This window comes from Delftia sp. WSY_16 (assembly GCF_043104415.1).
GTDB classification, from domain to species: domain Bacteria; phylum Pseudomonadota; class Gammaproteobacteria; order Burkholderiales; family Burkholderiaceae_C; genus Comamonas; species Comamonas tsuruhatensis.
The window spans coordinates 289,096-299,465 of record NZ_JBICKS010000040.1 but is presented as its reverse complement, the minus strand read 5'-3'; the positions used below and the strand labels follow the sequence as shown (position 1 = coordinate 299,465).

At 68.7% G+C, this 10,370-nt stretch carries 6 protein-coding genes; 3 read left to right on the top strand and 3 right to left on the bottom strand.

What is annotated here, in order from left to right; all coding sequences use genetic code 11:
* Positions 1 to 98: 98 nt before the first annotated feature.
* Positions 99 to 3,380, bottom strand: a complete 3,282-nt coding sequence (locus ACF8O7_RS21055; protein WP_046238712.1) for an EAL domain-containing protein — start codon at positions 3,378 to 3,380, stop codon at positions 99 to 101.
* Between the two features lie 581 nt (positions 3,381 to 3,961).
* Between ACF8O7_RS21055 and prpF the strand changes: the two genes are divergently transcribed.
* Positions 3,962 to 5,173 carry a 2-methylaconitate cis-trans isomerase PrpF gene (prpF, locus tag ACF8O7_RS21050; protein WP_392444166.1) on the top strand — a complete coding sequence of 404 codons (1,212 nt, stop codon included), beginning with the start codon at positions 3,962 to 3,964 and terminating at the stop codon, positions 5,171 to 5,173.
* 34 nt (positions 5,174 to 5,207) lie between these two features.
* Here prpF and ACF8O7_RS21045 read toward each other — a convergent pair whose 3' ends face one another.
* Positions 5,208 to 6,140 (bottom strand): pyridoxal-phosphate dependent enzyme, encoded by a 933-nt coding sequence (locus tag ACF8O7_RS21045; protein ID WP_392444164.1) that lies wholly within the window; start codon positions 6,138 to 6,140, stop codon positions 5,208 to 5,210.
* 67 nt (positions 6,141 to 6,207) lie between these two features.
* Here ACF8O7_RS21045 and ACF8O7_RS21040 point away from each other — a divergent pair, with 67 nt between their 5' ends.
* Positions 6,208 to 7,128: a LysR family transcriptional regulator gene (locus ACF8O7_RS21040; protein ID WP_126312829.1), complete on the top strand. Its 921-nt coding sequence runs from the start codon at positions 6,208 to 6,210 to the stop codon at positions 7,126 to 7,128.
* On the opposite strand, the gene prpR is transcribed toward ACF8O7_RS21040, so the two are convergent.
* A complete protein-coding gene (gene prpR, locus ACF8O7_RS21035) occupies positions 7,129 to 9,126 on the bottom strand; it encodes a propionate catabolism operon regulatory protein PrpR (RefSeq protein WP_392444162.1) in 1,998 nt (665 codons plus the stop codon).
* A 219-nt stretch (positions 9,127 to 9,345) separates the two neighbouring features.
* Here prpR and ACF8O7_RS21030 point away from each other — a divergent pair, with 219 nt between their 5' ends.
* Positions 9,346 to 10,356: a tripartite tricarboxylate transporter substrate binding protein gene (locus tag ACF8O7_RS21030; protein WP_017405022.1), complete on the top strand. Its 1,011-nt coding sequence runs from the start codon at positions 9,346 to 9,348 to the stop codon at positions 10,354 to 10,356.
* The last annotated feature ends 14 nt before the right edge of the window (positions 10,357 to 10,370 follow it).

Sequence of the window (10,370 nt, the reverse complement as noted above, 5' to 3'; positions counted from 1 at the left end):
AACAAGGAGGTGGGGAAAGAACAAGGCAGCTCGGGATGATACCGCGCGCCACCCCCTCTCAAGAATGGAAAGCGGCCCGGGCGGGGCCGCTCCGAATGTCAAGAATGGTTTGAAGGGACCTCTGGCCCCGTGCTGGCGTCCGTGCATTCCACCACTTCGGGCCGGTGTTGCGCCGGCTGGGTCAGGCATGCGGGGCTCAAGGCCGGGGGGCGCTGCAAGGGGGCGGCCTCGCGCACCAGGGCCTCGAAGCTGCGCACGGGCACGGGCGGGCTGAGCAGGTAGCCCTGCCAGACGTGGCAGCTCTGGTCTTCGAGGAATTGGCGCTGCGCCTCGGTTTCCACGCCTTCGGCGATGACCTGCAGCCCCAGGCTGGTGCCCAGGGCGACGATGGTGCGCGCAATGGCCGCGTCGTTGGGGTCGCTGAGCACGTCGCGCACGAAGCTGCGGTCGATCTTGAGCTGGTCCAGCGGCAGTCGCTTGAGATAGGCCAGCGAGGAATAGCCTGTGCCGAAGTCATCCAGCGAGAAGCCGACACCGTGGGCCTTGAGCGTGGCCATCTTGGCGGCCGTGTCGTCCACGTCGGCCAGCAGCAGGCTTTCGGTCAGCTCCAGCTTGAGCAGGCGCGGGTTGGCGCCGTGCTCCTTGAGCGCCTGCAGCACCTGCTCCACGAAGCGCGCCTGGTGGAACTGGCGCGGGCTGACGTTGACGGCCAGCACCATGCAGGCCATTTCGGGGTCCGCCGCCCATTGCGCCAGCTGCCTGCAGGCCTCGCCCAGCACCCATTCGCCCAGTTGCTGGATCAGGCCGGTCTCCTCGGCCAGCGAGACGAAGAGCGAGGGCGGCACCAGCCCTTCGCGCGGGTGGTTCCAGCGCAGCAGGCCTTCGGCGCCCACGATGCGTCCGTGCGCCATCTGCGGCTGGTAGTACAGGACGAACTGGCTGCGCACCAGGCCCTCGCGCATTTCCTGCTCCATGGCCGTGCGCGAGCGCAGCACGGCCTGCAACTGCGGATCGAAGAATTGCAGCGTGTTGCGCCCCATGCCCTTGGCCTGGTACATGGCCATTTCGGCGCGGCGCAGCACCTCGTCGGCGCTCAGTTCCTGCTCGCCGAACAGGCTGGCGCCAATGCTCATCGTGATGTGGCAGGACTGGCCTGCCAACTGCAGCGGCTGCTGCAGCAGCGAACGCATGCGCTGGACCTCGCCTTCCAGTTGCGAGGCCGCATGCATGGAGTCCTTGCCCAGGTCCTCCAGCAGCACGACGAAGTCATCGCCGCTGTGGCGGGCCAGCGTGGCCTCGGGCCCCAGGGACTGCGCCAGGCGCTCGGCAATCATGCGCAGCAGCACATCGCCAAGCTCCAGCCCCAGGCTGTCGTTGAAGGCCTTGAAGTTGTCCACGTCCAGCAGCATGACGGCGCCGCAGCGCCCGCGCCGGCGGCTGGAGGCCAGCGCCTGCTGCAACCGGTCCACCAGCAGGCGGCGGTTGGGCAGGCCGGTGAGCGCGTCGTGGAAGGCCAGGCGGCGGATTTCCTCTTCGGCGGTCTTGCGCTGGCTCTGGTCCTGCAGGATCAGCAGGCAGCCTTCGTCCAGCAGCATGCCGCCTATCGATACGGAACGCGTGCGGCCATCGCTGCCCATGAGCTGGTATTCCTCGCAGTTGAGGGTGCCGCAGCTGTCGGACTCGCCGCTGTGCAGGCTCTGTGCCACGCGCGCCCTCGCCTGCGCGGCCTCGAAGCGGCGCTGCATGCGCAGGCGGCGGGCTTCATCGGGACACATGTTGCACCACCAGCCATCACCATCCATGCCGGCCGTGGCACCGTGGCCCGCCAGGCGCATGAATTCCTCGTTCCAGTAGGCGAAGCGGCCGTCGTCCTGAAGCATGGCCAGGCCCAGAGGCAGGCGCTGGATGACCATGCGCAGATGGCGCGATCCATCGCGCTGCATCTGCTGCAGGTGGCGCCGCGCGCTGATGTCCTGCACCAGCGCCATCAGCCGCCGGGACGGGCCATGGCCCAGCGCGGAGATATGCAGCTCCACCCAGACCAGGGTGCCGTCGCGGCGCCGCAGCTGCCGCTCGATCTGCAGGGCCCCGCGCTGGCCCGCCGTCAGTTCCTGCAGCAGCACCCGGTCGCCCTCCAGGGTTTCGGCCGCCAACAGGGCCAGCAGGGGCCGCTGGCACAGCTGCTGCGCCTCATGGCCGGTAATGTCGCAGTACCTGCGGTTCACATGCAGGACGTTGCCGCTGGCCGCATCGACCTGCACCACGCCCACGGCAGCCTGCTCGAACAGGGCCTGAAAGCGGGCATCGCTCTCACGCATGCTGCGGGAGGAGGCGCGCAGCTGGGCCCAGCTGGAAGGATGGCGCCGCCACCAGGCCGCCGCCAGCGACGCCAGCAGGGCCGACACGAGCATGCCCAGCGCGAAAAGAACCAGGGGCTGGACACGCTCGGTCCAGGACAGGGCCGTCCCCATGGGAATGAAGTTCAACCGCCACAGCCGGTCCTGGGCCTGCAGCGTCTGCTCCAGCACCACCTGGCCGGTGTCGCCCATGCCGGCCGCCTCCTGCCCGCGCTCCGGCCAGGCCGCGCCCAGGTACAGCGGCAGCGGCGATATGCCGGCCGGCGGCAGGGGCGAGGTCGGGCCTGCGTCATGCATGGCCAGCGCAAGCCGGCGCAGAAAGCCGCGTTCATGCAGGTCCTGCACCAGGTCGTGCACGCGCACGCTGACGTCGGCAGTCCCCAGAAACAGCGGCTGCGCGGCCTCCCCGTCCGGGGACTGGTGGTCCACAAGCGCAAAGACAGGCGCGCGCACCAGCACGGCGGTGGCATGCTCGCCGGGCTGCTTCAGCGCAAACGGTGCCGAGACCACGGCGGCCGCGCTGTCGCGGCTGCGCACCATGCTGGCCATGAGGCTGGGGCGGTCGTGCATGTCCAGGCCGGCAATGGACTCGTTGCCCTCCAGCGGCCAGAGATAGTCGATGAAGAAATAGTGGGGCCCGGGCCGGGCGGTGAAGGCCTGATCCTGGCCGGGCAGACCGCGCTGCGTTGCGGCCCGTGTAAAGGACAGCGCCTGCATGCCCGGCTGCGCCTGTATGCGCAGCGCCTGCGCCATGCGCGCGAAGGCCGATTGCCCCATCTCGGGAGAGGCGGCCAGCTGGTTGGCCACATGCTGGACCATGACCGCGTAGGCATCCAGGCGCATCTCCAGCGCCTGGCGGGCCGACTGGGCCTGCTGGGTATGGCGCTGCAGGTCGATACGCTCCAGCGCCCGCTGCTGCTGCAAGGCAAGCACAGCGCTCAGGCACATGCCCACCGCCATGACGGTTGCGGCTGGCCAGGCGGCCCGGATGGCTACAAGCGTGCGCTGGGCAAAAACTGACATGGAGCGGCTAAGGCGGAATAGGCGGTCACGGGAAATCGGTCCAGGAGCACGGAACCGCTCGTTGCCAGCCCCATGGCAGGTTCACCGGAAAGGGCAGTACAGGCCATGTGGAGCAGAGCGCGAGGATAAATGGATTTCGGCACGCGGCAGGCGAACCATGGATAAGACAAATCCTACAAACACCTTTCCTCTATCGTCTGCAAGCACACTTGCTGAAGGCTGGTCCGGGCAAACCCTAGAGATCTCCGCAGGCCGGCGTGGGACTGGGGGACCGAACCGTTGCACGCTCCCTCATCCATGAAATCAAAAGCAGCAATTTTGAAACGACAGTGAAACGAATGTTGCGGCGGCAGCCAGCACCGCAGTGCACACGCCCTGTGCTGGCGCGCTGCAAGGCTTGCACGGGTTTTCCCTTGATGCGGATGGCATGGCGCTTGCAACAAACCTGGCCTACTGCCATCGCCTGACACCGCAGGGGACACCGTCCATGGGCATCAACCGCCGCCAGAGGCTGCGCGCTCCGGCGATCGGCAGACCGCAAGAACAGACACAGATACGAACAACAGCACAGGAGGCCTGAGATGGGCGCGATCCCCGAAACCTTTCTTCCCCAGTTGCGCATCCCTGCCACCTACCTGCGCGGCGGCACCAGCAAGGGCGTGTTCTTTCGCCTGCAGGATCTGCCCGAGGCGGCCCAGCGCCCCGGACCCGTGCGCGACGCCATCCTGTTGCGCGCCCTGGGCAGCCCCGACCCGTACGGCAAGCAGATCGACGGCATGGGCAATGCATCGTCCAGCACCAGCAAGGCCGTGATCCTGGCTCCCAGTACGCGGGAAGGCCATGACGTGGACTATCTGTTTGGCCAGGTCGCCATCGACCAGCCGTTTGTGGACTGGAGCGGCAACTGCGGCAACCTCTCGGCCGCCGTGGGGCCCTGCGCCATCCACATGGGACTGATAGATCCCGCGCGCATTCCTCGCAACGGCACGGTCACCATTCGCATCTGGCAGGCCAACATCGCCAAGACCATCGTGGCCCATGTGCCCATCACGCAAGGCCAGGTCCAGGAGACCGGCTCCTTCGAGCTCGATGGCGTGACCTTCCCGGCCGCCGAAGTGGCGCTGGAGTTCCTGGATCCCGCCGATGAAGGAGACGATGGCGGAGCCATGTTCCCTACAGGCCACCTCGTGGACCGGCTGGACGTGCCCGGCGTGGGCAGCCTGGCGGCCACGCTGATCAATGCGGGCATTCCGACCATCTTCCTGAACGCCCAGGACCTGGGCTACACGGGCTGCGAGCTGCAGGACGCCGTCAACACGGACGACGAGGCCCTGGCCCGCTTCGAGGCCATACGCGCCCACGGCGCGCTGCAGATGGGGCTGATCAAGGACCTGGCCGAGGCCGCCAGACGGCAGCACACGCCAAAGATCGCCTTTGTGGCGCCACCGGCCGCCTACACGGCATCCAGCGGCAAGCGCATTGAATCGGGTGACGTGGACCTGCTGGTGCGCGCCCTGTCCATGGGCAAGCTGCACCACGCCATGATGGGCACGGCTGCCGTGGCCATCGGCACCGCAGCGGCCGTGCCGGGCACGCTGGTGAATCTGGCGGCAGGCGGCGGCGAGCGCAGCGCCGTGCGCTTTGGCCACCCCTCCGGAACGCTGCGCGTGGGCGCCGAGGCCCGTTTGGTGAACGGCCAGTGGCAGGTGACCAAGGCCCTGATGAGCCGCAGCGCACGCATCCTGATGGAAGGCTGGATCAGGGTCCCCGGCGAGGTGTTGAGCGCCGCATGAATGCGCGGGCCGGGACTTCAGGCCGCAGCCGTGCTCACGCCTCGGCTGCCAGCGCCGCCCCACGCCACGCCTGGAGCTGCTCCAGCGTGTTCGTCGTGCCGCCGCAGGCCACCACCAGCACGCGCTGGAAGCCTTGCAACGCAGGAGCGCGCCCGTAGGCCAGGGCCAGCGCGGCGCCACAGGCCGGCTCCACATGCAGGCGATGGTCGTCAATGAAGCGCAGGCAGGCCTGCAGCGCCTGCGCATCCGTCACCACGGCGCTGCGCACGGGGTGCACCTGCGCCAGATCGAAGGCCCGCTGGCAGACCTGGCGCGCGCCCAGCGAAGTAGCCACGCTGGTGATGCGGTCCAGCAGTACGCGGCGGCCCTGGGCCAGGGACTGCGCCAGGGAATCGGCGCCGGCCGTCTCCGCCGCGATCACGGGCACATCGGTCCAGCCATGGCGCTCCAGGCCCTGCACCACGCCGGCCAGCAGGCCGCCGCCGCCCACGGCCAGCACCACGGCGTCGGGCTTGAAGCCGGCAGTGGCCAGTTCGTCGACGAGGGTGGAATGCCCGGCCCACAGCAGCGGATCGTCAAACGGGTGGACAAAGGCATCGTCGGCACCCAGCAGGGACTGGGCCAGCGCATTGGCCTCGTCCCAGACGGAGCCATGCACGATCAGCTCGGCGCCCTGGGCGCGGATCAATGCCCGTGCATGCTCGGTCGTGGTCTGGGGAACGACCACGGTGACGGGCATCGACAGCTGCCGTCCCGCATAGGCCACGGCAATGCCGGCATTGCCGCCCGACGAGGCCACAAAGCGCTTCTTGCCCTGGCCCGCCAGGGTCTCGCAGGCATGGCCTATGCCGCGCAGCTTGAATGATCCGCAAGGCTGCAGCGCGTCCAGCTTGAGCCAGATGTTCTGGCCGCTGGCCTGGCCCAGGGCATTGGATTCGATGAGGGGAGTGGAGGTGTGCAAAGGCATGGAGCGGCAGTGTAGAACCGGGCTGCCATCGCGATAATCCCCCGGTATTCCAAATATTCTTTGCGCCATGAGCACAAATCAAGCCCTGCCCCTGTTCGGGGAAATGGCCATCTTCGTCAAGGTGGTGGACACGGGCAGCTTCTCCGAGGCCGCGCGCCAGTTGGGCAGCACGCCATCGGCCACCAGCCGGGGCGTGGCGCGGCTGGAAAAGGCGCTGGGCCTGCGCCTGCTGGAACGCACCACGCGCAAGCTGCGCCTGAGCGAGGCCGGCCGCGAAGTGCATGCGCGCTGCCTGGACATGGTGGGCGCCGCGCAGGCCGTCATGGCTGCATCCCTGCTTCAGGACGCGCAGCCGCGCGGCCTGGTGCGCATCAGCGTGCCCAAGGCCGTGGGCCGTACCGTGGTCCATCCCCACATGCCCGACTTCCTGGCCCTGTATCCCGAGGTCGACGTGCAAATGCGGCTGGAAGACCGCTACATGGACCTGATCGATGACCCCGTGGACCTGGCCATACGCATCACCAACCACCCGCCGCCAGGGCTCATGGGCCGCCACCTGATGGACATCGACCATCTGCTGTGCGCCTCGCCCCAGTACCTGGCCCGGCACGGCACGCCCGCGCATCCGCTGGACCTCAAGGCCCACAGCTGCATCTACCTGGGAGAGGAGCCCGGCGACGCGCACTGGAAGCTGCGCGGCCACGGCAAGACCGTCACCGTGGCCGTGCGCGGGCGCTATGCGGCCAACCACACCGGTGTGCGGCTGGACGCCGTGCTGCAGCACATCGGCATCGCCAGCCTGCCCCGCTTCACGGCACGGCAGGCCCTGGCGGACGGGCGCATCGTGCAGGTGCTGCCGGACTGGAGCTTCCTGCCCAACTACAGCGGCCAGCTGTGGATTCTTCACCCGCCCACCAGACATCTGCCACTGAAGCTGCGCGTGCTGATGGATTTCCTGGCCGAGCGGCTGGGTGGCCATGCACCCTGATCAGTCCGGCGCCCTGAGCCTGCGCCACAGCGTGGCCCGGCTGATGCCCAGGATCTCGCAGGCGCGGCGCTGGTCGCCCTGTACCTGCTCCAGCACTTCGCGCATGCGCTGGCGCTCGGCATCGCGCCGGGCCTCGCGCAGTTGCAGTTGCCGCTGCTGCGCTGGCAGGGCCTGAACGGTACCCTGCCCAGCCCCGTCGCATTCAGGAAACAGCTCCCGCAAGCGGCCCATGTCCACGCGGCCCGCGCTGTCGCGCAGGTCGTGGCGGCAGGCCAGCAGGCGTTCCACCCAGTTGTCCAGCTCTCGCGCATTGCCGGGCCAGCGGTGGCCGGATGCCAGCTCCAGCAAGGCCGCCAGCAAGGGCTCCAGCGATGGCCCTTCCGCCTGCAGCGACTGCGTGGGCAGGCGCCGCGCCAGCATGGCGCGGGCCAAGGCCTGGACATCGGCCGGGCCGCGTTCGTGCAGTCCGGGCATGGCCAGGCGCAGCACGGCCAGGCGGTAGAACAGGTCACGCCGGAATTCACCGCGCTCGACCAGGGCCGCCAGATCGGCGTGCGTGGCGGCGATGACGCGCAGGTCCACCGGCACGGGCGTGGTGGAGCCCACGCGCAGCACTTCGCGCTCCTGCAGCACGCGCAGCAGGCGGGACTGCAGGGCCAGCGGCATGTCGCCGATCTCGTCCAGGAACAAGGTGCCCGTATGGGCCGCCTCGATCAGCCCGGTCTTGCCGCCGCGCCGCGCGCCGGTGAAAGCGCCTTCGTCGTAGCCGAAGAGTTCGCTCTCCAGCAGGCTTTCCCCCAGGGCCGCGCAGTTCACCGCCAGAAAGGGCTGGGCGGCGCGCCGGCTGGCGCGGTGCATGCCCTGGGCCAGCAACTCCTTGCCCGTGCCGCTGTCGCCCTGGATGAGCACGGTGGCATCGCTGGCCGCGAACTGGCGCGCCAGGCGGCGCACGCGCTGGGCGGGCTCGCTGTCGCCCGCGTAGTCTTCGATGCGCCAGCGCACGCCCGCTCCGCGCAGGCTGCGGTTGGCGCGCAGGTGGCGGTCGGCGCGCTGGATGGTGGCGGGATCGCGGCAGACCAGCAAGGCGCCCGTGAGCTGGCCGTTTTCCACGATGGGCGCGCGCCGTACCACCAGGGTGCGCATGGCCAGCTGGACCACGTCTTCACTGCCTTCGGGCTCCAGGGACTGCGACTGCAGCGCCTGTGCCAGCGCCAGCGCGGGCGCCACCTCGTCCAGCAGCCGGCCATGCAGCGCCCTGGCGGGCGCTCCCAGCAGGGCTGCCATGGTGGGGTTCAGTGCCTGGATGCAGCCTTGCGTGTCCACGGCAACCACGCCGTCCTGCAACTGGCCGAGCACGGTTTCCAGCCGCTGGTGGCGGGCGCGCTCGGCATGGCGGTGGCGGGCCAGCAGCACGGCGTCGCGCAGGGCCTGCAGCACGGCACCGTCGGAGTACAGCAGCACGCTGGGAATGCCAGCCTGCTCGGCCAGGTCGGCCACCAGACCGGGCGCGACGACGGCGCCCACGCCGGCGGCCTGCAGCGCACGCACGCAGGCCTGGGCATCGTAGGGCCCGTGATAGCTGAACTGGGCAATGCCGGCGCCGAACAGCGCGTCGAACTGGGCCAGGTGCGGCGAGGGATGGTCGAACGACACCAGCCCGATGCGCGGCGTGCCGCCCGCCTGCGCCAATTCCCGCGCGCTGGCCAGCGCCTGCAGCAGATCGAAGCCGCGCACCTCGATCATGACCACGGGAATGTCGACATGCTCGCGCACCCAGGCACCACTGGCGCCGGCGGCCACCAGGGCGTCTATGGGCTCGACCGCCTGCAGCGCGCGCACGGCCTGCACAGCGTCGTCAAAGGCCGCGCTGACATGCTCCACACGCACCTGGTCGCCCACCGCCAGGGACATGCGCTCCAGCACGCGGCCGATGCGATGGCGGCCCACGGTGACGACGCGCGGCCAGGCTGCGCGGGGGCCGGCAGGGGTTGCATGCATGGAAGGCACAACTGATTCATTCATGCAACCGATTATTTCATTCATGCAACACCGCACCGGGCGAATCGGTGAATACCTGCAGAGCAGACTTTTCAAGAATCACAAAACCCATTCACATCAACAACTTGCGATATCAAGGGTTTACCCTTTGATCCGGTGGCATGCCACTTGCAAACAGGGCAGGCGTTTCAATCATTTCAAGCATTTCCAGGAGACCCCATGAACCAGCCATCCCGCCTGCCCCGCCGCACCGCCCTGGCCACCCTGCTTGCCGCCGCGCTGCCGCTGGCCGGCGTGACCTGCTCCGTCGCTGCACGGGCTGCCGGCGCCGCCGATGCCTGGCCCACCCGCCCCATTCGCCTGGTGGTGCCGTTCTCGGCAGGCGGCGCCAATGACCTGATGGCACGATCGGCTGCCGAAGGCGCGTCCAGGATCCTGGGCCAGCCCGTGGTGGTCGACAACCGCGCGGGTGCGGGAGGCACGGTGGGCGCCGACATCGTGGCCAAGGCCCAGCCCGACGGCTACACCCTGCTGGTGAGCGCGGCTGGCGTGATCTCCAACAGCATGATCAAGAAGACCATGCCGTTCAAGGACGATGCGCTGGTTCCGGTGGCCATGATCGGCCTGGCGCCGTCCGTGATCGTGGTTCCCAAGAACGCGCCCTACCAGAACCTGCGCGATTTCGTCGAGGCATCGAAGAAGGGCCAGGGCTTCAATTTCGCCACGGCCGGCACGGGCAGCACGCCGCATTTCGTGGCCGAGATGCTGAACGTGAAGTACGGCGCACAGCTGCAGCCCGTGCCCTACAAGAGCGGATCGGAAAGCACGACGGCCGTGCTGGGCGGGCAGGTGGAGGGCACGTCGGAGGCCAGCATCATCGCCCTGCCCCACATCCTCAACGAAGGCAAGTTCAAGGCCCTGGCCACGACCTGGACGCAGCGCATCTCGGCCTATCCGCAGCTGTCCACCGCCGTGGAGCAGGGCTTTGCCGAGCTGCAGATCGCGCACTGGGCCGGCATCCATGCGCCCAAGGGAACGCCGCCCGCCATCCTGGACAAGCTGGCCGCCGCCGTGGACAAGGCCATGAAGGAGCCGGCCACGGTGGAAAAGCTCAAGGGCCTGGGCATCGAGCCCATCGGTGGCACGCGCGCCGAGTTCGTGAAGTTCACAGACGCCGAACGCAAGCGCCTGGGCGAGATCGTCAAGGCCGCGAACATGCAGGAAAAGTGAACCGCTTGCGCCAT